24 protein-coding genes and 3 tRNA genes are annotated in these 26,779 nt (G+C 57.2%); 15 read left to right on the plus strand and 12 right to left on the minus strand.

What is annotated here, in order from left to right; translation table 11 throughout:
- Positions 1-13 precede the first annotated feature (13 nt).
- Positions 14-928: an ion transporter gene (locus CR159_RS11855; RefSeq protein ID WP_102074165.1), complete on the minus strand. Its 915-nt coding sequence runs from the start codon at positions 926-928 to the stop codon at positions 14-16.
- Positions 929-1,380: 452 nt separating this feature from the next.
- On the opposite strand from CR159_RS11855, the gene CR159_RS11860 reads away from it, so the two are divergent.
- Positions 1,381-2,883, plus strand: coding sequence for a Fic family protein (locus CR159_RS11860; RefSeq protein WP_102074166.1), 1,503 nt, complete (start codon positions 1,381-1,383; stop codon positions 2,881-2,883).
- Between the two features lie 224 nt (positions 2,884-3,107).
- On the opposite strand, the gene CR159_RS11865 is transcribed toward CR159_RS11860, so the two are convergent.
- The 3 genes from CR159_RS11865 to CR159_RS11875 all read right to left on the minus strand — a co-directional run bounded on the left by CR159_RS11865 (position 3,108) and on the right by CR159_RS11875 (position 6,728).
- On the minus strand, positions 3,108-4,118 hold the full coding sequence (locus CR159_RS11865) for a virulence RhuM family protein/type II toxin-antitoxin system death-on-curing family toxin (protein WP_102074167.1): 1,011 nt from the start codon (positions 4,116-4,118) through the stop codon (positions 3,108-3,110).
- A gap of 447 nt (positions 4,119-4,565) precedes the next feature.
- A tRNA-Met gene (locus CR159_RS11870) sits at positions 4,566-4,642 on the minus strand.
- 388 nt (positions 4,643-5,030) lie between these two features.
- On the minus strand, positions 5,031-6,728 hold the full coding sequence (locus CR159_RS11875; protein WP_102074168.1) for an FMN-binding glutamate synthase family protein: 1,698 nt from the start codon (positions 6,726-6,728) through the stop codon (positions 5,031-5,033).
- Between the two features lie 138 nt (positions 6,729-6,866).
- Here CR159_RS11875 and sugE point away from each other — a divergent pair, with 138 nt between their 5' ends.
- Both sugE and CR159_RS11885 read left to right on the plus strand, forming a co-directional pair.
- Entirely contained in the window at positions 6,867-7,193 is a 327-nt protein-coding gene (gene sugE / locus CR159_RS11880; RefSeq protein ID WP_102074169.1) for a quaternary ammonium compound efflux SMR transporter SugE, read from the plus strand.
- 66 nt (positions 7,194-7,259) lie between these two features.
- Entirely contained in the window at positions 7,260-7,691 is a 432-nt protein-coding gene (locus tag CR159_RS11885; protein WP_233208285.1) for a GNAT family N-acetyltransferase, read from the plus strand.
- 68 nt (positions 7,692-7,759) lie between these two features.
- Here the strand turns inward: CR159_RS11885 and CR159_RS11890 are convergent.
- Positions 7,760-7,844 (minus strand) — tRNA-Leu (locus tag CR159_RS11890).
- 102 nt (positions 7,845-7,946) lie between these two features.
- On the opposite strand from CR159_RS11890, the gene rnr reads away from it, so the two are divergent.
- From rnr to CR159_RS11950, 12 genes are all read left to right on the plus strand, one after another.
- Complete coding sequence (gene rnr, locus CR159_RS11895) at positions 7,947-10,382, plus strand: ribonuclease R (RefSeq protein WP_102074170.1); 2,436 nt, start codon at positions 7,947-7,949, stop codon at positions 10,380-10,382.
- A 103-nt stretch (positions 10,383-10,485) separates the two neighbouring features.
- On the plus strand, positions 10,486-11,232 hold the full coding sequence (gene rlmB / locus CR159_RS11900; RefSeq protein WP_102074171.1) for a 23S rRNA (guanosine(2251)-2'-O)-methyltransferase RlmB: 747 nt from the start codon (positions 10,486-10,488) through the stop codon (positions 11,230-11,232).
- Positions 11,233-11,340: 108 nt separating this feature from the next.
- Complete coding sequence (locus CR159_RS11905) at positions 11,341-12,570, plus strand: cystathionine gamma-synthase family protein (protein ID WP_102074172.1); 1,230 nt, start codon at positions 11,341-11,343, stop codon at positions 12,568-12,570.
- Between the two features lie 351 nt (positions 12,571-12,921).
- Positions 12,922-13,194 carry an HU family DNA-binding protein gene (locus CR159_RS11910; protein WP_102074173.1) on the plus strand — a complete coding sequence of 91 codons (273 nt, stop codon included), beginning with the start codon at positions 12,922-12,924 and terminating at the stop codon, positions 13,192-13,194.
- 85 nt (positions 13,195-13,279) lie between these two features.
- Positions 13,280-13,355, plus strand: a tRNA-Val gene (locus CR159_RS11915).
- Positions 13,356-13,441: 86 nt separating this feature from the next.
- The gene (locus tag CR159_RS11920; protein ID WP_102074174.1) at positions 13,442-13,810 is read left to right on the plus strand and encodes an RNA-binding S4 domain-containing protein; all 369 of its coding nucleotides are present in this window, start codon (positions 13,442-13,444) and stop codon (positions 13,808-13,810) included.
- A gap of 126 nt (positions 13,811-13,936) precedes the next feature.
- Positions 13,937-14,854, plus strand: a complete 918-nt coding sequence (locus tag CR159_RS11925) for an energy transducer TonB (protein WP_233208286.1) — start codon at positions 13,937-13,939, stop codon at positions 14,852-14,854.
- Positions 14,855-14,888: 34 nt separating this feature from the next.
- Positions 14,889-15,695 (plus strand): MotA/TolQ/ExbB proton channel family protein, encoded by an 807-nt coding sequence (locus CR159_RS11930; protein WP_439650535.1) that lies wholly within the window; start codon positions 14,889-14,891, stop codon positions 15,693-15,695.
- Positions 15,695-16,171, plus strand: a complete 477-nt coding sequence (locus tag CR159_RS11935) for an ExbD/TolR family protein (RefSeq protein ID WP_102074177.1) — start codon at positions 15,695-15,697, stop codon at positions 16,169-16,171. The genes CR159_RS11930 and CR159_RS11935 overlap by 1 nt, the downstream gene beginning before the upstream one ends.
- A gap of 107 nt (positions 16,172-16,278) precedes the next feature.
- Positions 16,279-16,953: a response regulator transcription factor gene (locus tag CR159_RS11940; RefSeq protein WP_102074178.1), complete on the plus strand. Its 675-nt coding sequence runs from the start codon at positions 16,279-16,281 to the stop codon at positions 16,951-16,953.
- 16 nt (positions 16,954-16,969) lie between these two features.
- The gene (locus tag CR159_RS11945; protein ID WP_102074179.1) at positions 16,970-18,034 is read left to right on the plus strand and encodes a sensor histidine kinase; all 1,065 of its coding nucleotides are present in this window, start codon (positions 16,970-16,972) and stop codon (positions 18,032-18,034) included.
- Positions 18,031-19,935, plus strand: coding sequence for a potassium transporter Kup (locus CR159_RS11950; protein WP_102074180.1), 1,905 nt, complete (start codon positions 18,031-18,033; stop codon positions 19,933-19,935). The genes CR159_RS11945 and CR159_RS11950 overlap by 4 nt, the downstream gene beginning before the upstream one ends.
- Before the next feature lie 6 nt (positions 19,936-19,941).
- Here CR159_RS11950 and CR159_RS11955 read toward each other — a convergent pair whose 3' ends face one another.
- The 7 genes from CR159_RS11955 to CR159_RS11985 all read right to left on the minus strand — a co-directional run bounded on the left by CR159_RS11955 (position 19,942) and on the right by CR159_RS11985 (position 26,658).
- Complete coding sequence (locus tag CR159_RS11955) at positions 19,942-20,490, minus strand: hypothetical protein (RefSeq protein ID WP_199173305.1); 549 nt, start codon at positions 20,488-20,490, stop codon at positions 19,942-19,944.
- Between the two features lie 164 nt (positions 20,491-20,654).
- Complete coding sequence (gene mnhG / locus CR159_RS11960) at positions 20,655-20,990, minus strand: monovalent cation/H(+) antiporter subunit G (RefSeq protein WP_102074181.1); 336 nt, start codon at positions 20,988-20,990, stop codon at positions 20,655-20,657.
- On the minus strand, positions 20,987-21,268 hold the full coding sequence (locus CR159_RS11965; RefSeq protein ID WP_102074182.1) for a K+/H+ antiporter subunit F: 282 nt from the start codon (positions 21,266-21,268) through the stop codon (positions 20,987-20,989). Before CR159_RS11965 ends, mnhG begins: the two co-directional genes overlap by 4 nt.
- Positions 21,265-21,753 (minus strand): Na+/H+ antiporter subunit E, encoded by a 489-nt coding sequence (locus CR159_RS11970; protein ID WP_102074183.1) that lies wholly within the window; start codon positions 21,751-21,753, stop codon positions 21,265-21,267. The genes CR159_RS11965 and CR159_RS11970 overlap by 4 nt, the downstream gene beginning before the upstream one ends.
- Positions 21,750-23,387: a monovalent cation/H+ antiporter subunit D gene (locus CR159_RS11975; protein ID WP_102074184.1), complete on the minus strand. Its 1,638-nt coding sequence runs from the start codon at positions 23,385-23,387 to the stop codon at positions 21,750-21,752. The genes CR159_RS11970 and CR159_RS11975 overlap by 4 nt, the downstream gene beginning before the upstream one ends.
- Positions 23,384-23,728 carry a Na+/H+ antiporter subunit C gene (locus CR159_RS11980; protein WP_102074185.1) on the minus strand — a complete coding sequence of 115 codons (345 nt, stop codon included), beginning with the start codon at positions 23,726-23,728 and terminating at the stop codon, positions 23,384-23,386. Before CR159_RS11980 ends, CR159_RS11975 begins: the two co-directional genes overlap by 4 nt.
- Entirely contained in the window at positions 23,728-26,658 is a 2,931-nt protein-coding gene (locus CR159_RS11985) for a monovalent cation/H+ antiporter subunit A (RefSeq protein WP_102074186.1), read from the minus strand. Before CR159_RS11985 ends, CR159_RS11980 begins: the two co-directional genes overlap by 1 nt.
- Positions 26,659-26,779 lie beyond the last annotated feature (121 nt).

Genomic DNA, 26,779 nt, shown 5'->3' on the forward strand with positions numbered 1-26,779 from the left:
CAACAAGCGAGAGTTAGCGCTCATTGAGGTCTTGCGCGAACGGAGGCAGCTTTGTGCCACAGTTTCGACAAAACTTTGCTGTTTCATCGAGCCCAGTCGTAAGGCATTCCGGGCAGGTACGAGTATTCGGCCGGATAATAAATCGTTGGGCGGTCATTTCTGAACTGATGATTCCGGTAGGAACAGCCAGAATGCTCCAGCCCACGAGCATATTAATTGAGGTGATTGCTCTCCCGAGATCCGTTTGTGGCGTTATATCTCCAAAACCCACAGTCGTGACTGCCGTAATGGCAAAATAAACCGAAGTGGGAATGCTGCTGAAGGCAGAGCCCGGACCGCCTTCTATCACGTAAAGCAACGTACCATTAACAATCACGATTATTGCAACGACCGATAAAAAAATAATGATCTTGCGCTTACTGGCCAAGAGGGCGCTGCCTAACATCGCGTACTCCTCCATGTAAGCAGCGAGCTTCAGAAGCCGGAAGATCCGTAGTAACCGCAATAGACGCAGGTCGAAGAGAGCATGTAGTTCCGGAATAAAAAAAGCGGCATAACTGGGCAGAATGGCCAACAGATCCACTATTCCGTAAAAGCTTTTTGCGTACCTGAATGGGTGCTTCACGCATGCCAGGCGGGCGATATATTCAAAAGTGAAAGCTACAGTAAAAATCCACTCGAAAGCGCGCAGGCTCGCGCCATATCGTATGTTTATTGTGGCAACGCTATCCAGCATCACTACTGCCACACTGAGCAATATGGCTGCGATCAGCACAAAATCGAACCACCGACCGGCTCTCGTATCGGCTTCAAAAATAATCACGAACAAACGGTCGCGGAATGGTGACTCCGGCTTGCCAAAATATGTGGCGCCATCTGACCTGGCCAGCGTGCGTGGCGGACTATCTTTCGGTGCTTGGGTTTTCATTTACGCATTTCCATTAACAATACGCACCATTGCAATACCCCGAAGGCGTCAGTGCGCGGCTATATTTCCTGTTGCATTCCACAGTATCGCCGTGCCGTAACAGCCGATCAAGGTCGCTTATGCCGGATGTAAGGAGCAGGGTACGGTTACCGGTATTCTTGGTGGCGCATCCCTGACGCTTAGGATATTTTCCGATAATTTCGATTACGAAACTTAGCCTCTATGTGATGTATTGATGGGTGCTAAAAATGGGCAAAATGAACATTCTTAAGAAGAGTAAGACATAAATCCGACAAGCAGTGATTGAATCATACGTTTTTAAGACAATTTGGCCAGGGGTGTATGCTGAATCAACCTGTAGGCCGACAAACCTTATATCTGTCGATTAATACATTTTTTAGACAAATAGTGAGACAATAAAAGGGTTTTCAGACAGATATGTTGAGTGTGGCATGGGAATCAAACAGAAAACCGACCTTTCATTGCCAGAGACTGTCTTTACTGGTGAGGGTGACCCTGCAGCAGACCGCAAAGTTCTCCGGTTAGCCAGCGCGGGGCAATTACGCAAACTCTACCAGGGAATCTACACCAGCAACCTGGCCAGCCCCCCGGAAATGGTTGTGCTGCGCCATTGGTTGACCATCGTTAGCCACCTGCTGCCTGGTGGCGTCCTCAGCTATCGGAGCGGGTATGACGCGAAGCCCGTCGAAGGACGCCTCTATATAACACGCGGAAATCGACCACGAACGCTCGAGCTGCCCGGACTCACCATCAAGGTTATTCCGGGACCCGGCGCGGTCGATGGCGACATGCCCTACAAGAACCTTTTCCTGGCCAGCCAATCCCGCTGGTTGTTGGAGAACATGGCGACTGGCCGTGGTGTGAGTGTAAGAGTGCTTCCCCAGGAGACGCTCGAGGTCGAGCTCGACAAACTTCTTTCGATTCGGGGGGAGCATCGGTTCAACCAGCTCAGGGATGCCTGCCGCACGTTAGCGAACAAGATTGGCCGGGAAAAGGAGTTCAAGCGTCTGGATGGCATCATGGGCGCCTTGCTGGGTACCCACGAAAGCAAAAAGTTACACGGTAAGCAGGCGCTCGCACGCGCCGCCGGCCGTCCCTATGACTCCGACCGTCTAGTGCTGTTCGACACCCTGTTCAGCGGCCTACGGGCCCGGGCCTTGCCGGAGGTGACCGCCACAGCGGAAACAGGAGTCGCACGCGAGAACTTCGCTTTTTTTGAGTCCTACTTCTCGAACTATATCGAAGGCACCACATTCCTGGTCAGCGAGGCCGAGGAAATCGTGTTTGAAGGCAAGCTCATACCGAACCGGACGGAGGACTCTCACGACATTCTGGGTACCTTCCAGGCCGCGATGCAAGCCCCTTGGCGCGACCAACCGGCAAGCTCGGCGGACGACTTCCTGCATTGGCTCAAGAGCGTCAACGCGCTGGTGATGCAGTCCAGGTTGGACAAGAGCCCAGGCGAATGGAAGAACCAGAACAACCAGGCCGGGGCGACGCTATTCGTGGCCCATGAACTTGTACAGGGCACGCTGCGGGAAGGCTTCGAGCGGATTCAAGCGCTGGAGGACCCCCTTGCCCGTGCGCTGATGACTATGTTTGTTGTCTCCGAGGTTCACCCCTTCAAAGATGGCAACGGCAGAACAGCGCGACTGGCCATGAACAGCGTACTAAGCGCTGCCGGACTGTCGCGCATCATTGTGCCGACGGTCTATCGCGAGGACTATCTGTTGCCGCTGAAGAGCCTATCGAATCATGCCGACGCGACACCCTACATCCGAGCCATGACTCGCATCTATGCCTGGACGGTGGCCTTTGATTACACCCAGCCCCGGCCCGACCTCTATGAGGTGCTCAAGAGGTGCAATGCCTTTGAAGAAGACCTACGAAACTACCGACTGGTGTTCCCCGAGGTCAACGCAGAAGGGGCTTAATGCGGCCTCGCCCCGGCTTACTGAGCTTTCAGCCATTGCGTGATGCTTGTCATTAGCTTGCTATCCTGTAGACCTTCCGTAGGCTCACAGGCAAGCGATATGTAATCACGATTGGTTATGCTTTACTTTGCGAATCAATGGTTTACGTATTGAATGGCTCGCTATAAGGGTGCTTTATTTCGCCATGCCGTTGACATTTGATTGACACCATCTTGCTACAGACTCTAGTCTTTATTCTTCGGTTCTCCTAACAGGATAAAGTGCTCAATCAGTCGGATCATCAACGCCTTTTGTTCAGGCAGGCTTTCAGCCACCAGAAGCGCCAGGGCGACAAGGGTGTTGTCGTTGATTAGCCGCTCCACGGGGTGGGCCAGCAAATGCTGATTACGGCGCAGATACCAAAGAAACAGGAAAGAACCACAACGCTTATTGCCATCAGCTAGTGCATGGTTTTTCACTAAAAAATATAGCAAATGGGCAGCACGGCTAGCAACATTGGGGTAAAACAGCTCGTCGGCAAAACCCTGCTCAATCGTTGCCAGCGCGGAGGCCAGGCCATCGCCGCGCACCAGCCCAAATAGTTCGGTCGCTTCGCCTTTAGTAATCAAGGCCTGTTTTAGTTCGGCAATTGCGGCCAGCGCCTCGCCCAGAATCAAGGGGCGCATGTCCGCCTGGCTGAGGGATATTTCCTCAAGCGCCTGTTCATCGTAGCCCTGCAACAAGCTCCATGAACGTGCATAGTCGCTGATGACTCTGGCCACTGCCTCACCTTCGGCGGACATCAATCCCTGGTTGGTGAGCGTACGACTGAGCAGATTTACCGCCTGTTGAAACTCAGCGCCACGTTCGATCAACCGGTGCTGATTCACGCTGTAGCCTTGTACCAGATGGTCTTTAAGCACTTGGGTGGCCCACTGGCGGAATTGTGTTGCTCGTTTCGAACTGACTCGGTAGCCGACCGAAACAATGGCGTCTAAGTTGTAATGCTTGATCTGTCTGCGGACATTGCGTCGGCCCTCCTGGCGAACTACCGAGGATTCCTCGGTAGTTGCCGCTACATTCAGTTCCTCCTCCTGATAGATGTTCCTCAGGTGCAGGCTGATATTGTCGGCAGAGGTATCAAAAAGAGTGGCCATTTGGCCCTGACTAAGCCAGACGGTATCCTGATTCAGCGCTACTTCAAGCTGAGCCTTGCCGTCTTGGCTAACAAATATCTGGATTTGTTGATCAATCATCAGTACTGCCTATGCGTATCTATTTCAAGCCATTATTATGCATTTGAAACGGCCTCTGCTCGCATCATAGGCTACCAATCATTTTGATATCTTTTGGTCTGACGCAATGGCATGGCATCTCTTTACTTACTAGCCTGGGCAGCTGAGTCAATAGATTAGTACACGGGCGGTGCCGAAGAAAGCTGCTTGCTTACATCTGCAGCCTGGGTAATGAAGAAGCGGCGGCCCTATGCGGTTGGGACGGTGTGATTAACCGAGTGTGATGAGTGCACGCCCCCCGTCTATGGGGAAGAGCCCGCGAATCCAACGGGATCACTGCGAGTTCCATACGAAGATGGAGATGATCTCGCGTTTAGGCTGCCGACACTTGGTTGACAGATATGCCAAAAACAACAACGCCAACCTGGTAAGAGGTTGGCGTAAATGCCTGATAAAAATCAGAAATTCTGGTGGCGCATCCCTGATTCGAACAGGGGACCTGCGGATTATGATTCCGTCGCTCTAACCGGCTGAGCTAATGCGCCAAAGCACGAAACTATAGCATAAATTTTTAAACGCGTGTGCAAGTTCCAGACATTAAATCACCACGGCAAGCACCAACGTAAAGGCCCCGCCTTTTGGCGGGGCCTTACTGCCGCGAAGGCAGTGGACATTACCGAGTGTGGTGATGTCAAATGAACTACCTCGGAAGATAGTTGCGCTGCCGTGAGGCAGTGAAGTCATAATAGTTCCGAGTTTCCAACTTTGAAATAAGGGTTATTACTAATGAGGCGTGTGCTGGGTATTACTTCTCTTGTTTTCTTGCTTGGCGCCTGCGCAGGCGGTCCGGCTAACGATGGCTCATCGACCTCTACACGTTCTGGTGTGCAGGTTTACGGCACCATCGACGCCGGTGTCGGTTCACAAAGCATTTCACGCTGATAGTGCGGCGTGAGTCTTGTTCGCTTCGCTTGCATCTTCCGGCATGGGGCTATTGGTATTGCCTGACAAGGCGGCGCTAAGGCTATACAGGGGTGCGAACGATTCGGCTTGCGCCATGGGCCAGGCGGTGCGGAAGATGGTCAGGCGGAATTTTCCTTCCAGCAGCTCGCCATCTTCCAGGTCTGGAAACAAAGCGGACAGCACCCTGACTTCACCGTTGGAAATGCGCTTGGCAATATGGTGTGGCCGCAGTTCACCGGGGTGTTCCAGCCCGGCGGCACCGAGCATCTCGGCCAGAGCTTTCAGGGTGTTGGCATGAAAGCTCGCGACCCGCACTGATTTATCTTCGACGACCAAGGCTTTTTGACGCTTGGGATCCTGGGTGGTGACGCCAGTGGGGCATTTGCCGGTATGGCATGCCTGGGCCTGTATGCAGCCGATCGCAAACATGAAGCCACGGGCGCTGTTGCACCAGTCCGCGCCCAGGGCCATGACGCGCGCCATATCGAATGCGCTGATTATTTTTCCAGAGGCACCCAGCTTGATGCGGTCGCGCAAACCGATCCCGACCAGGGTGTTGTGCACCAGGCGCAGTGCTTCGCGCAAGGGCGTGCCCACATGGTCCACAAACTCGATAGGAGCGGCACCTGTTCCGCCTTCCGCGCCGTCCACGACGATGAAATCAGGCGTTATACCGGTCTTCAGCATGGCTTTGGCGATGGCAAACCATTCCCATGGGTGGCCGATGCACAATTTGAACCCGACCGGCTTGCCGCCTGACAGGTTGCGCAATCGCGTGATGAAATGCATCAGCTCGATAGGCGTCGTGAATGCGCTGTGCCGGGCTGGCGAGTTGCAGTCCTGCCAGGCTGGAACACCTCGAGCATGAGCGATTTCGGGCGTCACTTTTGGGCCGGGCAATATGCCGCCGTGGCCGGGCTTTGCCCCTTGTGATAGCTTTATTTCTATCATTTTGACGCTGTCTTGCCGGGCTCGTTGGGCAAAGGCTTCGTCGGAGAACTGACCCTTGGCGTCGCCGCAACCGAAATAGCCGGAGCCAATATTCCAGATCAGCGAGCCGTTGTGCTCCAGGTGATAGGTGCTTATGCCGCCTTCTCCGGTGTCGTGGGCAAAATTTCCCAGGGAAGCTCCTTTATTCAGAGCGAGGACGGCATTGGCTGACAGCGCGCCAAAGCTCATGGCGGAAATATTCAACACCGACAAGGAATGGGGACGGGTGCAGTCGGGGCCACCCACGGTGATGCGAAAGTCGCTGCCCTGCGGGTGGGAAGGTTCCATCGAATGATTGATCCATTCGTAATCCCTCTGGTATACGTCATGCTGTGTGCCGAACGGTCTCTTGTCGATCTCTTGTTTGGCGCGTTGGTACACCAGTGAGCGGTCCACGCGAGAAAACGGCAGGGCATCATTGTCGTCTTCGATGAAATACTGGCGCATTTCCGGCCGTATGGACTCGAAGAAAAACCGTAAGTTGCCGATGACCGGATAGTTGCGGCGAATTGCATGACGCGTTTGACGCAAATCCCAGATGCCCAGCGCGGTAAGCGCAGCGAAAATCAACGCCGGGATGAGCCACCAGTCGTTAATGAACAGGCTGAAGGCGAAGCAGGCAATGGTACAGGCAATGACAAAATAAAATGCCGAATAACGCGTTAACCAGCGGTCCATGGAATATCCTAGTTTCGGTTGCGATTGGGGACGATACCAGAGGTGGCTGCGGTCACACCAGCATTCATCTTCTCATGTAGACGCGAATATGCTTGCCGGCGGTCGTAACCAGGTTGATAAAATAGGAGAGCAATCATCATGTCAGTGTCAACGTCGTGGATAGTGCTGTTCATTGCGGGTCTATTGGAAGTCGGCTGGGCCATTGGCCTTAAATACACCGTCGGTTTCACCCGGTTATGGCCTAGTGTGGGGACCATCCTCGCTATGGTGGTCAGCGTGTTGCTATTGGGTTTGGCGATGAGGCAGTTGCCGGTCGGTACGGCTTACGCCGTTTGGGTAGGTGTTGGCGCGGTGGGAACAGTTATATTAGGTATTTTCCTGTTCGGAGATTCCGCGAGTCCTGCGCGCTTGATCAGCGTCGGGCTCATCATTGCAGGGATCATCGGCTTGAAACTGGCGGCATGACGCCTACTGGCAGTTCGTCATTGTTCCGGCGTACCGGTCCACACATTTAATTTTCGGAGTCTTGCGTTGAGCCTCATCAAGGTCATTCTGGGAGATTGGGCATCCTGCATGCAGGATGCAATGGTAATTCGGCACGAGGTATTCGTGCAGGAGCAAAATGTTCCGACCGAACTTGAGCTGGATATGGAGGATCAATATTGCATCCATGCGCTGGCTTATGACAACAATGGCGTGGTAATCGGAACAGGGCGGCTGCTACGCAACGCGCATATCGGGCGTCTTGCAGTGCGGGCGCCGTACCGGGGGCAGGGGGTTGGATCGCAGTTGTTGACGGCGCTGGTGGATGAAGCGCGGCGTCAGCATTATCTTGAAGTCGTGTTGGCGGCCCAATTGCATGCGCTCGCGTTCTATATGGCACATGGCTTTGTGGCTGAAGGCGACACGTATATGGATGCCGGTATTGAGCATGTAACCATGCGTCATGTACTGACTGCTTGACCACAATGCTGCGCCGTATGAAAAAAGGCCCGTGAATAAGAATTCACGGGCCTTTCGCCAGAATTGTATGGTGCCCAGGAGAGGACTCGAACCTCCACACCCGAAGGCACATGGACCTGAACCATGCGCGTCTACCAATTCCGCCACCTGGGCATAAAGTGTATGCTATCGCTTTACGAACTACTGCTGCGTTTTGCATTACATCTTTAAGAGGCGCAAAGTATAACGTATTTTTTAATCTAACGGAAATCACTTTTGAACAAACGTTCCAAAAACGACTCGACAGGCAAAGGAAGCTCCGCTGGCACGCACAATTTGCCACCGGATTTCGACCCCGAAGTGCCTAGCCGCGAAGTAATCATGCAGTATCTTCGATCCTCGGAAACGCCCATGTCGTCTGAAGACTTGGCAAAAGCACTGGGTACCTCCGTGCCTTTATCCGTAGGCTTCGATCGTCGTCTGAACGCCATGGAGCGCGACGGCCAGATTTTCTTCAACCCACAAGGGCAGGTGGTGCTGAACAACAAACTGGAGTTTATCGCTGGACGTGTTCAAGGCCATCGCGACGGATTCGGCTTTTTGTTGCGCGACGATGGCGGACCTGATTTGTTCCTGTCGCCACGCGAGATGCTTAAAGTGCTGCATGGCGACCGCGTTTTGGCCAAGCCCGACGGCGAGTATCGGGGCAAAGCCGAAGCCACTATCGTTGAAGTCATCGAACGGCGCACCAACAAGCTGGTGGGACGTTTTCTGAAAGAGCGGGCGTCGTATATCGTGGTGCCGGAAGATCAGCGCATCAAGCACGACATTCTTATTCCCGCGTCCGATATCGGCGAGGCCGAACCCGGCCAAGTGGTCACCGTCGAAATCGTCCAGCAGCCTACGCGCCATACTCAGCCATTGGGCCGCGTCGTGGAAGTACTGGGCGAAATTGATGACCCGGGCATGGAAATCGAAATTGCCGTGCGCAAGTTCGATGTCCCGCATGAATTCTCAGCCGCTACCTTGCAGCAAGCCGAAAAGCTTCCCGCCACCGTCAGGCCCGCCGACATCAAGGGGCGCATCGATCTGCGGGAAGTGCCGTTCGTGACGATAGACGGCGAAGACGCGCGTGATTTCGACGACGCCGTGTTTTGCACGCCGGTCGAACTGGGTACGGAAAAACGCAAGAAGCCCGGCTGGCGCCTGCTGGTGGCCATTGCCGATGTCAGCCATTATGTGCGTCCGGGCGATGCGCTCGATAATGACGCCATCGAGCGCGGCACCAGCGTTTACTTTCCGCGGCGGGTCATTCCCATGCTGCCGGAAGCACTTTCCAACGGCATATGTTCGCTGAACCCCGACGTTGACCGATTGGTGCTGGTCTGCGATATGGTCATTGCCGCCACCGGCGCGAAGGCCGGTAGCATCACTGCATACCAGTTTTACGATGCCGTCATCCACTCGCACGCACGTACGACTTACACCGATGTCTGGTCGGCACTGCAACAGCCTACGGGGCCTGCGGGACAAGCCATGCTGGCGGTGCTTCCGCACGTACAAAACCTGTACGAGCTCTATCAATTATTCGCGCAGGCGCGCAAGAAGCGCGGTGCCATTGACTTCGACACCCTGGAAACGCGGATTGTCTGCAACCCGCTGGGCCGTATCGAAAAGATCGAGGCCTATACGCGCAACGACGCGCACAAGCTGATTGAAGAATGTATGTTGGCCGCCAATACCTGTGCGGCTGAATTCATGACGCGCAACAGACGCTCGGGACTATACCGGGTGCACGAAGGCCCGACGCCTGAAAAGCTTAAGAACTTGCGTGATTACTTGCGCAATCTTGGCCTGACGCTCGAAGGCGGTGAAGATCCGTCTACCGACGATTACGCCAAACTGGTACAGGCGGCGCGCAATCGTCCCGACTTTGCCATTATCCAGACCATGTGTCTGCGGTCCCTGCAACAGGCCATCTATAGTCCTGAGCAGGTGGGCCACTTTGGCTTGTCTTACGATCATTATGCGCATTTCACCTCGCCCATACGCCGCTATCCTGACCTCCTTACGCACCGGGTCATCAAAGGCATTCTCCACAGCAAGAAGTACGTACCGCAGGTCGCCGATATCGGCAGTCTTGCCGCACTGCCCAAAGATGAACGCGAACATGCCATCTGGGAAAAGCTGGGGGTGCTGCTGTCGGCCCGCGAGCGCCGTGCGGACGATGCCTCGCGCGATGTCGAGGCATGGCTCAAGTGCTGGTTTGTCAAGGAACATGTCGGCGAAGAGTTCAGCGGCCGCGTAACCGGAGTGGCGCCATTTGGCATATTTATTACGCTCGATACGCTTTTCGTGGAAGGCATGGTTCATGTGTCCGAATTGGGTTCGGACTACTTCCAGTACAACGAAGCCATGAACGAGTTGCGCGGTGAGCGCACGGGCATACGCTATCGCCTGACTGACGCGGTGCAGGTGCAGGTGGCGCGTGTCGACCTCGAAGCCCGGCGTATTGAATTCCGGTTGGTAAAAGGAACCACGTTCAAGGCATTGAAGGCATCCATCGAAACCGAAGAGGTCATACCCCGTAAGAAGAAGGCGGCCGCCACCAAGCCCGAGGCCCTCAAAGGCACGACTTCCCGGCAGCGGCGCGCGGCGGCCAAACGCGGAGCCAAGGCGGTGTCTCCGGGCAAGACGGTGCGAAGACGCTAGCGCCAGTACGTGCCCGGCGCGGCGATGGTGGTCCTGGGGGTTAAAATGCATGTGTAGCGGGCTAGTGCGACGCTTGCTGTCAATAAACCCCATAAGGATATACATGTCGTCTCATCAGGTTTTGGCCGGCTTTCACGCCGTGATCGCCCGCTTGCGCCACGCCCCGGGATCCATCAAAGAACTCTACGTCGAAGCGTCGCGGCGCGACAAGCGCATGCAGACGTTTATCGAGCAGGCGCAGTCGGCCAATATCCGGGTTCATCCGGTGGCTGTCGACCGCCTTGACGGGCTGGCTCGTGGCACTCGTCACCAGGGTGTCGTTGCGCTGGCCGAACCCCACACATTGGCGGCCGACGTCGACGAGGTACTCGACTGGCTGGAGGACAAACCAGAACCGCCACTGTTCTTGCTTCTGGACGGCGTCACCGACCCGCACAACCTTGGCGCATGCCTGCGCACCGCCGATGCCGCGGGCGTGCACGCCGTGATTGCTCCGCGCGACAAGGCAGTGGGCTTGAACACCACGGTGCAACGGGTTGCCAGCGGCGCCGCAGAAACGGTGCCATACATCATGGTGACCAATCTGGCACGTACGATGCGTCAGCTCAAGGAGCGCAATGTGTGGATCATCGGTACCGACGATCAGGCTACCTCCACCATCCATCAGGTCGACGCGCGCCGCCCCATGGCATGGGTGATGGGTGCTGAAGGCGAAGGCATGCGCCGGCTTACCCGCGAGACCTGCGACGAACTCGTGCATATTCCAATGCTGGGTTCGGTCGAGAGCTTGAATGTCAGCGTAGCCAGCGCCGTGTGTTTGTACGAAACAGTGCGCCAGCGCCGATCCTGAACCCGCAAGGCCATGTCCTGTGACGTCGGGCATGGACGTCCTTCAGGGCCATGATCGCTGCTTCGTGGTCCCAATCTTGTTTGCCCTCTACTTCTTCTATTCCTGACCATGGCTAAAAACGGTTTTACCACTACGATTCTTCATTCAGACCGCCGTGCGTCGGTGGAACACGGCGCCATACACAAGCCCATGCATCCCTCGTCGCAGTACGCGTTTTCCGATGCGCGTGAACTGGCGGCTGTGTTCCAGGGCAAGCCTGGGTTTACCTATGCGCGGCAGGGAACGCCCACCACGACAGCTCTTGAGGCAAAAATCACGCAGATGGAGGGTGGGGTCGCAACCGTCAGTTTCGCCACCGGTATGGCGGCCCTGGCGGCAACTTTTTTTGCACTGCTCAAGGCGGGCGACCACTTGATCAGCAGCCAGCACATTTTTGGCAATACCAATAGCCTGCTTGGCACCCTTGCCGACCTTGGCGTGATTGTTACCGTCGTGGATGCGACCGATGTTGATAACGTCGTCGCCGCCTTACGGCCTGAAACCAAAATGGTCTTTACCGAGACGCTTGCCAATCCGGGTACACAGGTGGCCGACCTGGTTGCCATCGGCGCATGGTGCAAGGAAAAAAACCTGGTCTATGTCGTCGACAATACCCTCGCAACGCCCTGGTTATGCCAGGGTATATCGGTCGGCGCGTCGCTGGTTGTCAACTCGCTGTCCAAGCACATAGGCGGACACGGCAACGCCCTGGGCGGAGCGGTGACCGATACCGGACTGTACGACTGGAGCGAGTATGCCAACATTGCGCAGCCTTACCGCAATGGCAAACCCAGTTCCTGGGGATTGACACAAATAAAGAAGAAGGGTTTGCGCGACATGGGCGGCACACTTGCCGCGGAAGCCGCTCATCGTATTGCGGCAGGTGCCGAAACATTGGCTTTGCGCATGGATCGGGCATGCTCAAACGCACTTGCCTTGGCGAGGTTTCTTAGCCAACACCCCAAGGTTGCCAGCATCCATTACCCTGGTCTGCCCGAGCACCCGCAGCATGTGCGGGCCACGCAGCTGTTTGGCCATCGTTTCGGCGCGCTGATGGGCATTGAGCTTATCGACGACGTCGATCTGTTTGATTTCCTGAATCGTCTGAAAGTCCTGATATTGGCCACTCATCTTGGCGATAATCGCACCCTGGTGTTGCCCATGGCCCAAACCATATACCATGAGATGGGCGCTGAACGCAGGGCGTTGATGGGTATTTCGGATAATTTTCTACGCGTGTCGGTGGGCATCGAAGATACGCAAGATCTGATCGACGACTTTATGCAGGCGCTTGAGTAGAGTCCGTGTTTGAATATCAGGCGACGTTACAATTACCATAGATTTTGGCTCGCCGATAGTCCTGGCGCCAACTTTTCCACATTTGTTAACGTTGTCGTACAGATTTGAAAAAGTCAGCAATGATGCGGGTTTTCAGGCCTTTCCGCTTGACAGGCCAGTCTTTCAAAGGCTTAATACGCGGTAGTCAGCTGAGTGTGCTTTCAGAAGCAGCAACGCCACCCGGTTGCGCCACCCTCATATCGGCTGGCAATACGATTCGCACAAAAACGCGTCACGTATGTTTCCATCAAGCGCCAAGTCAGTCCTCACCGGGATCAACTTGGCTACAATAATTTTTAGGGGTAATCCTTAATGAACAAAACAGAGCTAATCGAACACATTTCCACCAAAGCAGATTTATCGAAAGCAGATGCGGGCCGCGCGCTCGAGGCATTCATCGGGGCCGTAAAAACTACACTAAAAAAGAAAGGCTCCGTGACTCTGGTTGGCTTTGGCACCTTTGCCGTTTCCGAACGCGCCGCACGTACCGGCCGTAATCCACGCACCGGCGAAGAGATCAAGATCAAGAAGGCCCGCGTGCCCAAGTTCCGTCCAGGCAAGGCCCTGAAAGATGCGGTTAACTAAGACTTGCGTCCAGTTGCATTGGCAAACGCGCTAGGCTATAATTCTGTCTTCGCGTTTTGCACCAAGTAGGTGGTACCCGAGCAACGGGTGCTTAGCTCAGTTGGTAGAGCGGCGCCCTTACAAGGCGTAGGTCACAGGTTCGAACCCTGTAGCACCCACCACTCATTGGTCGCAGATAGCAGTAAAATCAAGCACCTAAGGCAACTTAGGTGCTTTTTTTTCGCTTGCGCTCACCCAAGGAGGGTTTATGCGGCTAGACAAGTGGCTCTGGGCGGCACGTTTCTTTAAGACGCGCGGTATGGCCGGCGCCGCCATAGACGGGAGCAAGGTCAAGGTCAATGGCGCTACCGCCAAGCCTGCAAAGGCCATCAAGCCAGGCGATCGCCTGCATATTCGCGCCGGCGACCAAGACTGGGAAGTCATCGTGCAAGCATTGAATGACCAGCGTCGCCCTGCAACAGAAGCCCGGCTGCTATATGCCGAGACTCCAGCCAGTATTGTCGAGCGCGCCCGTCAAGCAGAGCTCATGAAACTGGCTCCTATGCCGTTGGGCGAACGAAAGGGACGCCCCACCAAGCGGGACAGGCGACAGCTGGCTTCGTTTCACGAAGACTGATATTGCGAATAGTTCGCATTTCTGCTAATATTTTGCTCTTGTTTCAATCCGCAGCGTGGTGCCGGTCCGGCTTTGCGTTGTCCATATTTCAATTGCCCACTAATGCCGCGTTCCCAAGTTGAACCGATGTCCCGACCCGTGCTTATCAAAGTGGCCGGGGTTGCCGTTGCAGTGGGATTGCATCTGGCCGTGCTTGGCGCTGTATTGTCTTCGCCCCCCGTCAAGCCCGAAATAGACTTGCCGGAAACGGTAGAGGTGCGTTTTGTCGAGATCGCCGACGAAGTCGTCGATGCCGCGGTCAATGTCGACACCGATCTTGAGCCTGTTCAAGAGGTGGCCGTCGCGGAACCCATACCAGAGCCGGAGCCTGTCGTCGAACCGGAGCCTCCCGAGCCCGAACCAGTAATAGAACCAGAGCCTGAACCAGAACCCGTGATAGAACCGGAACCGGAACCAGAGCCAGTTGTCGAGCCCGAACCTGAGCCGGTACCGGAACCCGAACCCGAACCCGAGCCTGTCGTAGAACCGGAACCCGAGGCCATAACGCCGGAGCCTCCTCCCGAGCCCAAGCCGGAACCGAAGCCGGAGCCTAAGCCCGAACCGAAACCGGAACCCAAGCCGAAACCTAAGCCTAAACCCAAGCCCAAGCCAGTGGTCAAGGCGCCTGCGAAGCCCGTCGCGCCGGTTGTCGCGGCGGCGCCGGTAGGCAAGGCGGCTGCGCCGGCAGTGCCCAAGGCGCCCACGGCACCGGTAGACCCGAATCGTCCGCGCATGATAGGAAAAGTGGATTACCTTGGGAAACGGCCTAACCCGGTTTATCCGCGCGTTTCCGAGCGTCGGGGCGAGCAAGGACGGGTTGTGGTGCGCGTTTTGATTTCCGCCCAGGGCAGTGTGCTCAACGCATCGGTAAGGTCCTCTTCCGGTCATGAACGCCTGGATATGGCTGCGGTAAAAGCGGCCAGCAGTGCTCGCTTCAAACCTTATACGGAAAACGGTATCGCCTACCAGGCTATGGCCGATATTCCTTTTGATTTTGTTTTATAGGACATAACGAATGTTGGATTTTCTCGATAGCACCATGCAAGTGATTGCCCAGCTCGGCGATGTCCCGCCTGCGGCCGGGGCGGCCATGGGTGTCACGGCGGCGGAAGCGGCGGGTGGTGACGGCATGCTGCACTTCATTTCACAAAGCGATATTGTCGGCAAGACCTTGTTCGGCTTTCTGATCGTCATGTCGCTGACCAGTTGGTATCTCATCTTCGTCAAGACGTTCATCAATATCCGCATCGGTATGCGATCGAAGAAATTCCTGACGGAATTCTGGGCGGCCAGCTCACTGGAACAGGTCGAGAACGAGATTGCGACGCACGGCGCCAACGAGCCCTTCGCACACTTGGCCATCCATGCCATTCACGCGCGTAACCATCATGCCAAGTATGGCGCGGTGAAGCTGGAAGAGAAAGGCTCCACCGGCGCCTTCGTGACGCGCACCATACGCAAGGTGATCGACGAAGAAACGGCACGTCTTGAAAACGGACTCACCATATTGGCCTCCATCGGCTCAACCGCACCATTTGTCGGCTTGTTCGGCACGGTGTGGGGTGTTTATCATGCTTTGGTTGGAATCGGCTTGTCCGACGGCGTGACGGTGAATCGCATTGCCGGCCCGGTCGGCGAAGCGCTGATCATGACAGGATTGGGCCTGGCCGTGGCAATTCCAGCGGTATTGGCATATAACGGTTTCGTGCGCAGCAATCGCGTCTATCTGGCTCGACTCGATGTCTTCGCGCATGATCTTTTTACTTTCCTGAGCACGGGCCAGCAAGTGTCTGACTCGTCCAATAAGGCACGTCGCGTCGTGCTCGCCGCCGGCAAGGGTGAATAATGGCATTCGGCAGCTTTGACAACAAAGGGGCAAGCCATACGGTCTCCGAGATCAATATGGTCCCGCTTATCGACGTGATGCTGGTGCTGCTGGTGATCTTCATCATCACGGCGCCGCTGCTCAGCCATTCCATCAAGATCAATGTGCCGCAGGCATCCTCCCAACCGGTCGAGCAAGAACCCAAGACTATCGACTTAGCGGTGGATGCACAGGGGCAGATGTTCTGGAACGAGCAACCGGTAACCAGCGATGATCTGACCCGCAAATTCGCGGCCGAAGCGGCTCTCGACCCACAGCCGGAATTGCGTATCAGGGCCGACCTGAATACGCGCTATGAAACGCTTGCGCAAGTGATGAGCAGTGCCAAGGCGGCTGGTCTCAAGCGCCTGGGCTTCATCACGCGACCCGGCTCCAGCGATGCAAAGGAAGCCGGCCCGGCTGGCGCGGAAGGCGGAGCAACGCTCCCGGCGAATTAGGTAGGGGGTGTGCATGCCTTGCTAAGCCGTTTGTCAGGGTTGTAACGGCTGCGGTTAAATCGCCGGGCGACGGTGCCTTGCAAGGCGCTTCGATATAGAATTGAGGTATGAGAGTTCTAGTAATCGAAGACGACACAACCTTGGGCCATGCCTTGCAGGAATTCCTTGTCGAACAAGGGTATGCGGTCGACTGGCTGCAAGACGGCGATCAGGTGCTCGGCGCCGTGACTGGCCAGAATTACGACCTGCTTTTGCTGGACCTGAATCTACCCGGCCAAAGCGGCCTGGATGTACTGCAAAAGCTGCGATCCGGCAATCATCAGGTTCCCGTTCTCATTCTTACCGCACGCGACGGCGTCGAAGACCGCGTAGCCGGCCTCGATGCCGGCGCCGACGACTACGTCACCAAGCCTTTCGAATTACCCGAGCTCGCCGCACGTGTCCGGGCGTTCGGTCGCCGGCGTACCGGTCAGGCGCAACCTTATATCGAAGCGGGACCCTTGCAGTTCGATACGGTGGGCCGCGAAGTCCGCGTCAACGGCGAGCGCATCTCACTGTCGGTACGTGAATTATCCGTGCTTGAAATGCTCATGGCCCGTGTGGGGCGAGTGGTCACCAAGCGACAAATCGTTAATTCGCTCTCGGCCTGGGATGCTGACTTCAGCGAAAATGCGGTCGAAGTCTATGTCTATCGCCTGAGAAAAAGGCTGGAAGGCACCGGCACTGCCATACAAACCGTACGGGGCTTCGGTTATCTGCTAGAAGTTGAAAGTGCCGCCTGACTTGAACGGCAAACTGATGCCGCCCGGCTCACTGGCGCGGCATCTGGTTCTTCGCTTGCTCCCGGCCATCATCGTACTGGTGCTGCTTGACCTGAGCGCGACCTGGGTGATGACACGCAAGATGACCATGGAAGAATGGCTGTTGCGGGATATTTTCTGGACGATGGTACTTAGCCAGGTCATCCTGGTTTCTGTCTTTGCATGGGTCCTGATCTCTGGCGTGCGCTCCGGCCTGGCCTCAGTCAATCGCCTTTCCCTAGAGATCAGCCAACGTTCCATCGACGACCTGCAGGTTCTGGATACCACTGGTTTGCCGGCCGAAGTGGCGCCCATGGTGAATCACGTGAATGACCTGCTGCTTCGCCTGGACGATTCCATGCAGGCGCAGAAGCGCTTCATCGGGCATGCGGCGCACCAGTTGCGCACGCCGCTGGCCGGCCTGAAGATGGAATCCGAGCTTATGCTCACCAGGCAGTTGCCCGACGACGTGCGGGAGCGGGCCGAGCGCATCAAGACAGTCACCGATCGCATGATACGACTGGGCCAGCAATTGCTTGTGCTGGCGCGCGCTGATTCCACGATTCGTCCACAAGACAGCTTCCTGCGCACCGACCTGTGCGAGTGGGTTCGCAACAGCGGGGCCGAATGGATACCCGCAGCCCGAGCCCGGCACGTCGATATCCAGTTGGTGGCGCCTGATGAGCCGGTATGGGTGGACGCCGACACCTTGTTGCTCGAAGAGCTGTTGAGCAACCTGATCGACAATTCGCTGCGCTACGGCGTAGGAGCCCGCAGCATCACGCTGCGGGTGGCGCCCAATCCCCCGACCTTGACGGTGGAGGATGACGGTCCAGGCATTGATCCGCAAGATGGGAATCGTGTGTTTGGAGCCTTCTACCGCTCGCCGCGGGCCGGAGCCGGCGGCTCGGGGCTTGGGCTGGCGATTGTCCGCGAGATTGCACGGGCCCACGGCGGTTGGTGGAATCTCGCAAGCCGCCCGGCGTTTCCGGGTACTCGTATAGCCGTGGTGTTCCCCGGTCCGCGCATTGGCGCCAAGCTTAGAAGACAAGATCCACAATGAACCACGCTCCAGTGAACCAGGAAGGGCATGCCAAACTGCCCGCGACACCTACTGCCGCCATGATGCTTGGCGCGTTGGGCGTGGTCTATGGCGACATCGGGACCAGCCCGCTGTATACCATCAAGGCCGCCCTTGCGCAGTTGAACAATCCCGGCGAGGCGGAGGTCCTGGGACTGCTGTCGTTGTTGTTCTGGATGCTGATGATGGTTGTCTCGCTCAAGTACATGATCATCATGCTGCGTTCCGATAATCGGGGCGAGGGCGGTACCCTGGCATTGATGGAGCTCGCGCTCCGGGGTGTGACCGGTCCCCGACGATGGCGGTTGATCGTATTGGGCCTTATCGGCGCCTGTCTGTTCTATGGCGACAGCATGGTCACGCCGGCGATCTCCGTATTGTCGGCCATGGAAGGCATTGAACTGATTTCTCCTGCGCTGGAGCGATGGGTCGTGCCCTTGGCCATTGTCGTCCTGGCCGGACTTTTCATGATCCAGTCGCGTGGAACCGGTGCTGTGGGCAAGCTGTTCGGTCCCGTCATGCTGGTCTGGTTCCTCACACTCGGTGGCCTGGGCGCCTGGCGCATTGCGCTCGAACCCGGCGTCCTGCGGGCGATCAATCCAATGTGGGCCTTTGCTTTCATTGCCAACGCACCGTGGGAAATTTTCCTGCTGCTGGGCGCTATCGTGCTGGCGCTCACAGGCGCTGAAACCATCTATGCCGACATGGGCCATTTTGGCCGCTCCGCCATACGGCGTGTATGGTTCGCAGCGGTGCTTCCCGCATTAGTCCTTTGCTACTTTGGCCAGGGGGCCGTGATTCTGGCGGACCCGCTGACCGCGAAGAACCCCTTCTTTCATTTGGCTCCCGGGTGGGCGCTCGTGCCTTTGGTGGGTCTTGCCACGATGGCTACCATCATTGCGTCGCAATCGGTAATTTCCGGGGCGTTTTCGGTTACGCGCCAGGCGGTGCAGCTGGGCTTCTGGCCGCGCATGGTCATCCTGCATACGTCGGCCCGCGAAGAGGGGCAAATATACCTTCCGCGCGTGAACATATTGTTGTTCATCGCGGTGCTGGTGCTTGTCCTGGCGTTCAGGACCTCGGAGGGGCTGGCCCATGCTTACGGTTTTGCCGTAACGGGGACCATGCTGATGACGTCGTTGCTGGCGTTCGCGGTCGTGCCGCGCTACGCGCATGGATCCAGGCGCTGGCTTTGGCTATGCCTGATCAGTGTCTTCCTGGTGATTGATGTTCTGCTTTTCTCGTCCAATACATTGAAGATCCATGACGGAGGCTGGGTGCCGTTGCTGGTCGGCGCGTGCCTCTTGACCTTGATGATTACGTGGAAGCAGGGCAGGCAGACGATGCACGACAAGCTGGCCGGCGACCAGCAGCCGCTGAAGACCTTCATGGAAGGGCTGGAAGAGTATCCGCCGACGCGTGTGCCCGGCACCGCGGTCTTCATGAGCATGATCGTCAATACGGTCCCGCCCGCCTTGCTGCATAACCTCAAACATAACAAGATTCTGCATGAGCAGGCTATATTCCTGACGGTTGAAAGCGCGGACGTGCCGTATGTGCCGGCCAGCGAGCGCTATCAGCTCGAGCGGCTGAGTCGCAGTGGCTGGCAGGCCGTGGCGCGCTGGGGCTTCAAACAGGAGCCGAACGTGCCGCAAGTCTTGGAGCAGATCGCTGAAGCGCATCCCGAATTGAATCTGGATCCGATGCAGACCTCTTACTTCCTGTCGCGGCAAACGGTCATAGTGCGACGCACACTGCCGTGGTATACGGCATGGCGCCGCTATTTGTTCGCCTTTATGGCGCGCAACGCCAGCCGCAGTACCCGTTTCTACCGCATCCCGCCGAACCGGGTGGTGGAAATGGGCATGCAGATGGAGTTATAGCCGGCTTTATTTCGGGCCGGTGCCGGGAACCGTGCCGGGTGGAACGGGCGTCAGTGAAGGTGCGGGTACGACGGCAGGCGGATTGGGAGTGAGCCCGGGCGCCGGTGCCATTCCAGGAACTGTTCCAGGCGCCGGCGCGGGCGTTTCAGTGGTAGTGATGGTGGTTTCACGCAGGACGCCGCCACCGCCGACGCTGCCCTGGGTAGTGGTGCCGACGCCGGACATTTGCAACATGCATTCGTCGCGTTGGTCCATAGGCAGGGCATCGCACCTGGCCTTCTCGTTTGTGTCATAGGCTTGCGGGTTGCCATTGTTCAAACGATTACGGTTGGCCTCTTCGCGCGCCGCGCCGGCTTCCCGTATGCAAGTGGGCTTATCCTGATTGGTTTGGCCTGCATTGCAACGTGCAACATCTGTCTTGTACCGCGCTTCGATGTCGGCGGCACTCATGGTTGCGACGGAACTTGCGGCCATTGCCAATGGGGCGGCCAGGCATGCCCCCAGGGCATATGCCGCCAACATGCGGGAAGACAATATTGTTGATCGAGTATGCATCGTGGATGTACTCCTTTGTTAAATGTCGAATCGCGGGGGAACTGCCAATGCGGACAGTATATCGACCTACCTGTCGGCGCATACCAAAACAGACGCCATGCGGACGACGACAACGTGTTACAGCAAGCGGCGTACCTGCAGCACTAGCGCAAAACGTTCGCGTGTCACTCGCCATCGTTTCCTTTCTGCTCCACGCGGAGCTTTCGCCGGATGGCGGCGCGCATAAGAAGCATGGTGGAGACGGGAGCGGTAATAACCAGGAAAACGGTAAGCAGTATTTGGTGCACGACAACGCGCTCTTCAAGCGTTGAGCTCACCAGGATCGAGGCCATTACCATGCCGAAGACGCCTAGCGTATTGCCCAGCGTCGGGGCGTGGATGCGGCAGTAAAACTGCTTCAGGCGCAACAGCCCCACCGAACCTATCAGTGTAAGCAGACCGCTGATGACAAGGAATAGTGACGCCGGAATGGCGATCCAAATGGGCAAGGTATCCATCATGGCTCGATGACCTCCCCGCGCAGCAGGAACTTCGCCATGGCCACTGTACTGACAAAGCCAAAGATACTGATCAGCAGGGCAATATCGAAATAGGAGCTGGAATTGAACTGCAGGCCAAGGACAAGCAGGGTCAGCATGCCATTGATATACATGGTATCTAAAGCCAGTACCCGGTCAGAGGCGGTGGGGCCGCGCAATAGACGCAGGGTGGCGCATCCCAGGGACAGCACGAAGCACCCCAGCGCGAAGTCCGCGGCCCAATAGATAAGATTGCTCATTCAAATATCTCCATCAAGGGACTTTCATAACGATCCTGAATAATGTGGCGCCAGTGGTCTTCGTCCTTGAGATCAAGCACATGCAGAGTCAGGATGCCGTCTTGTTCAGAATAGTCGGACCATACCGTCCCTGGGGTGTAGGTCACGATGCAGGCCAGCGCAGCCAGCCCATGAGGATCGCGCATGCGCAGCGGAATCTTCAGGAATCCCGAGAAGTCGTCGACCTTATTGCCCTTGCAGATGATGAGGGCGACGGCGATGTTGGATCGCACGATGTCCTTCACGACATGGCCTATCAGCCTGGCGGCGGTCAGTGGTTTTTTCGGATAGGCCTGCATGGGACGCAGTCGCTTTGCAGCCCATGCCAGCAATAGCGCCAACGCGGCGCCGAGTGCAATCTGGCCGGGCGATAGGGAATCGTTGAGAAACAGCCACAGGGCCAGGAGCACCAGGGGCAAGACCAGTTGATTCAGGTATCGCTTCATGGGAGCGCTCCCGGTGCGATGCCCCGCATGGGATTCTGCGTGAGCACGGCATTGATGTATGCGGAGGGCTGGTCAAGATAGTTGGCCGTTTCTTCCATGTAGCTCATGACCGGACCGGCCCAGAAAGCCAAGGCAACGCAGGCGAGTATAAGAACACCGACCGGGCCCGCTTCGCTTACACGCAGGCGCGGCGTGACGGAGTCTTCGGCGCTCCAGAACAGGCGCATACCCGTACGGCTAAGCGCAATAATACCCGCCAGTCCCGATATCAGCACACCGGCCACCAGCATCCATGCCGCAGGGGAAGGCGTGTCGGTGGCAGAGGTTTGCAGGGCGGCGGACAATAAAGAGAACTTGGCCACAAAACCCGATAGGGGCGGCAATCCTATGATAAGCAAGGCACATGCAATAAAGGCCATGCCCAGGAATGCCAGGGCGGCCGGAATGGCAATACCCACCACATCGTCGGAACGGTCGGCAGGCTCCGGATCTTCAAGGTCGAACGCTTCAAGGCTTACCGCCAGCAGATCGGCGCCAAAGGACTGGGTTCGTTCGATCATTTCCAGCAGCATGAAAAAGGCACCCAACGCCAGAACCGAGCTGATCAGGTAAAACAGGGCGGGGCCGGTAAGCGTCACGCCTGGCATGCCCAGGGCCGCCAGTAGCGTTCCGGACGAAAGGATCACGCAATAGCCTGCCTGTCGTTCAACCTGGGGAGCGGCCAGGAGTCCGATCGCGCCAAATCCCAGGGTCAACATGCCGAGTGGAAACATCCATTCGCCGCCGAACGCCGCCGGTGCGCCGGTCGGCACCAGCAGCGAACCGATACGCAGCAGCGCGTAAATGCCCACTTTCGTCATGATCACGAAAAGCCCGGCGACCGGCGGACAGGCATTGGCATAGGTGGCCGGAAGCCAAAAGTTCAGAGGCCAGGCGGCGGCCTTTATCAGGAAGGCTATGCCAAGAACGGCGGCACCCGCCTCGAACAACACACGATCGGGGCCACTCAGCTCGCCGGCGCGTGCCGCCAGGTCGGCCATGTTCAGGGTTCCGGTCACGCCATAGATAAGTGCCATGGCAATAAGCAGCAGGAAGGAGGCCAGCAGGTTTACCACAATGTAATGCAACCCGGCAGCTACGCGCGCCTTGCCCGATCCATGTAGCGTGAGTCCGTAGGAGGCGGCCAGCAGGACTTCGAAGAACACGAAAAGGTTGAATAGATCGCCGGTAAGGAAAGCGCCGTTGAGTCCCATTAAAAGGAATTGGAACAGGGGGTGGTAGTGCACCCCGGCCCGGTCCCAGCGTGCCGTCGAGTAAATCCATGCCGCGCAGCCCAGTATGGCCGTCAACAGCAACATAATGGTGGACAAGCGATCGACGACCGCCACGATACCGAATGGCGCAGGCCAGTCGCCCAGCAGGTAGACGCCCACGCCATTGGGCCAGTTGTTGGGAATGTATCCCGCCGCCAGACAGAGAAGGACAATCGCAACGGCCAACTGTGCGACGATGGAGATGAAGCCGAAGGTCAGGCGCGTGCGCCGCCGCGAATCGCGCAGCATGAGCATGGACGCACCGGCCAGCAAGGGGATCGCGACCGGAAGAATAGGGAAATGCTGAAACCACTGATTCACGACCTGGTCTCCCGTCCATCGACATGGTCAGTGTCAGACAGGCCGCGCGAAGCCAACATCACAACGAGGAACAATGCCGTTGTCGCAAAGGCGATGACGATGGCGGTAAGCACTAATACCTGCGGTAGTGGATCGGCATAGTGGGCGGCGTCCGCGCCCCATTCCGGGTTGATGACGGGCGGGGCGCCCAGCGTAACGCGGCCCATGGCGAAAATGAACAGATTGACCGCATATGAGATCAGGGTCAGGCCCATGATGACCTGGAACGTTCGGGGACGCAGCAGCAGCCAGATGCCGGATCCGGCAAGCACCCCAATGGCAATTGAAAGTACAGCTTCCATTAATGGGCTCCTTGTTCTGGCGATACAGACGGGACAGCGCCCTGTGAATATTTGCGATGGAGCCTTAGAGATTGGTGGGCCAGGGCGACCAGTATCAGCACCGTCGCCCCGACCACCAGCAAATAAACGCCCAGGTCGAATAACAGCACGGTGGATAGATGCACATGGCCGATGACCGGTAGCGATATATCCAAACTCACGGCGGAGAGGAAAGGCTTGGACGCCCACCATACCCCCATTGCCGCGGTTCCTGCCGATAAGAGGCCGATGGCAATCAGGTTTTGCGGGTGCAGGCTCTGGCGTGCCTCGACCCAGATAACCCCGCCCACCATGTACTGCAGGATGATAGCCGTGGCCATGATGAGCCCGCCCACGAAACCGCCGCCCGGCAAGTTGTGGCCGCGAAGCAGGAAATAAAGCGAGATCAGGGTGGCGATGGGCAGCAACAAGCGCACCAACACGGCCGGCAGCTTCATGACGCCTTCCGGGATCAGGGCCTTGGGGTCGGGCTCGCCAAAGTGATCCAGTAATTTGCCGTTACTGGGCAGTAGTGTGCGTGCGTTGGGCAAACTCATGCTCTCTGGTGGCGGACGGAAGCGCCGCAGCAAGGCATAGACGGTCAGTGCCACGATGGCCAGCACGGTGATTTCGCCGAAGGTGTCGAAGCCGCGGAAGTCCACCAGGATTACATTGACGACATTGGCGCCGCCGCCCATAGGCACGGATTGCTCGACAAAGAACGACGAGATTCCCTCGGGATGGGTGCGTGTCAGGACAGCATAGGCGATGGCCGAGAGTCCGGCGCCGGTCACAATGGCAATGATCAAGTCGCGGAATCGGCGTATAAATGCGCGCACCACGCTCTGGACGGGAGGTTCGTCTTCCGTCATGACGCGCGGCGGCAACCACCTTAAACCAAGCAAAATCAGCACGGTGGTGACGACTTCAACAGCAAGTTGTGTAAGCGCCAGATCGGGTGCCGACAGCCAGGCAAAGGTCAGTGCGGTGGCAAGACCGGCGCCGCCGGCCATAAGCAGCGACGCCGCGCGATGGTATTTCGCCTGGTTTGCGGCCCCTATGGCACAGGCGCCGCCGGCCACCCACATCAGTACGAAGTACGGGTTGATCGGCGTCGTGAACTCGGGCTGAAACCAGGAGCCTCCCAGCAGCGGCAACATGGCAACCACAAAGGTAGCTACCACGATAAGCAGTAGTTGCGGCTGCAGTCGCGGCGAGCGTGCCCAGTCAAGCAGGAAGGAGGCCAATATGTCCAGGCCTTCCAGCATGGATTCGAATGTATGCCGGCCGTCGAACCGGTATATGAGTGGGGTCTTTCCAGGCCGGTTACGGTGGCGGCTGCGCAGCAGCCATAGCAGTCCGATGCCCCCGCCCAATGCCAGGAAGCTCATGGCCAGCGGCAGATTGAAGCCATGCCAGACGCGAAGATCGTACTGGGGTGTATCGGCGCCCAGGATGGCGACGGTTGCGCTGTGCAGAAACGGACCGAGCGTAACGCTGGGCATGATGCCCACAACGAGGCAAATCAGCACCAGAATGCCGCTGGGAATGAGCATCAGCAGCTGGGGCTCGTGGGGGGCGCGAGGCAGATCGTGTGGCTCCGGGCCAAAGAAGACCTGCATAATGAATCGAAGTGAATAGGCTACGCTGAAGGCGCCGGCCACGACTGCCGCGATGGGCAGGCCATAGCTGGTGAACCAATCGCCGCTCGCGAATATGGTTTCGGCAAAGAACATTTCCTTGGAGATGAAACCATTAAGCAAAGGAACGCCTGCCATGGAGGCCGCCGCTACGATGGCCAGTGTGGCGGTAATCGGCATGCTTCGATACAGGCCGGACAGGCGGGTGAGGTCGCGGGTTCCTGTTTCGTGATCGACCACGCCTGCCGCCATGAACAGCGAGGCCTTGAACGTCGCATGGTTGATCATGTGAAATACCGCCGCCACCAGGGCGAGGTCGCTGTTCATGCCGAGCAGCAGCGTGATCAGGCCCAAGTGACTGATGGTGGAGTAGGCCAGCACTCCTTTCATGTCCAGCTGGAAGGTGGCCGCATAAGCACCCAGCATCAACGAACACAATCCCGCTCCGCCTATGATCCAGGCCCATTCCGGCGTACCCGCCAGGACGGGCCAGAAACGCGCCAGCAGGAAGACGCCTGCCTTGACCATGGTGGCCGAGTGCAGGTATGCCGACACTGGAGTGGGCGCCGCCATTGCATTGGGGAGCCAGACGTGGAAGGGGAATTGTGCACTTTTGGTCAACGCGCCCAGCGCCACCAGCACCAGCATGATGGTGTACCAGGGGTGGTTGCGGATCAGGTCGCCAGAGGCCAGCACGACGTCGAGGTCATAGCTGCCCACCACATGGCCCAGCATCAGCATGCCGCCCAACAGGCACAAGCCCCCGGCACCGGTAATGACCAGCGACATGCGTGCCCCGCGGCGCGCATCGAGCCTGTGATGCCAATACGCAATCAGCATGAAGGACGAAAGACTGGTCAGTTCCCAGAAGACAACAAGCTGGATCAGGTTGCCCGACAGCACCACGCCAAGCATCGATCCCATGAAGGCCTGGAAGAATGCAAAAAACCGGGGTACCGGATCTTGAGGCGAAAGATAATAGCGGGCGTACAGCACAATCAATGCACCCATGGTGGTAATGATCGTCGCAAACAGCCATGCATAGCCATCCATGCGCAGGGTCAGGTCTACGCCCAGGCTCGGTATCCAGGGAACGGTGGTCTTGACTACATTGCCATCAACGACGTCGGGCAGTTGCCAGATCACGAGTATTGCGCTGACAATAGCGACGGATCCGGCCAGCCAGGCCTCCAGGTTTCGGGCGTTCGCAGGTAGCAGCGCAGCGATAATGCTGCCTGCAAAAGGCAGTGCGAGAATAAGTGCTAAGAGCATCAGGGCAGGAAGCTTGAATGAAACTAAGCCCTAATAATACGATATGTTGCTTTCAGCTCTGCGACAGCTGGCCGGTTTTTCTGTTTTACTGGCTTAATTCGGGGTTTGCTCTCCCGCTTGA

It is taken from the genome of Pollutimonas subterranea (genome assembly GCF_002849655.1).
Lineage (GTDB): Bacteria > Pseudomonadota > Gammaproteobacteria > Burkholderiales > Burkholderiaceae_B > Pollutimonas > Pollutimonas subterranea.